The organism is Nonomuraea sp. K271 (genome assembly GCF_009908215.1).
Taxonomy (GTDB): domain Bacteria; phylum Actinomycetota; class Actinomycetes; order Streptosporangiales; family Streptosporangiaceae; genus Nonomuraea; species Nonomuraea longispora.
In genome coordinates this window covers 1-405 of the sequence record NZ_JAAAHR010000408.1, presented here as the reverse complement: position 1 = coordinate 405, position 405 = coordinate 1, and the positions used below count along the sequence as shown (strand labels likewise).

1 protein-coding gene is annotated in these 405 nt (G+C 77.5%); it reads left to right on the top strand.

All coding sequences use genetic code 11. From position 1 onward, the window contains the following. A partial coding sequence (locus tag GUY59_RS47205) for an ROK family protein (protein ID WP_161715166.1) occupies nt 1–405 on the top strand: 405 nt, incomplete at both ends.

Here is a 405-nt window from a genome sequence, read left to right as displayed (position 1 = left end):
GTCCTCTACCTGCCCATCGGCACGGGCATCGCGGGCGCCGTGGTCCTGTCCGGGCGGCTGTACGGCGGCGCCGCCGGATGGGCCGGGCAGATCGGGCACATCCCGGTACACCCCGGCGGAGCGGCGTGCGGGTGCGGGCAGCGGGGTTGCCTGGCGGCCTACGCGTCGGGCGGCGCGGTCGCGGCCCGGTACGGCGCCGCCGGTGCCGAGGAGGTGGTGCGGCGGGCCTCCGAGGGAGACCCGGCGGCCGGGAGGGTGTGGGACACGGCCGTGGAGACGCTCGCCCTGGCGCTGGCCACGTACACGCGGCTGCTCGATCCCGCGGCCGTCGTCATCGGCGGCGGCGTCTCGCACGCGGGAGACGCTCTGATCGTCCCCCTCCGAGCCCGCCTGACAGCCTTCCTG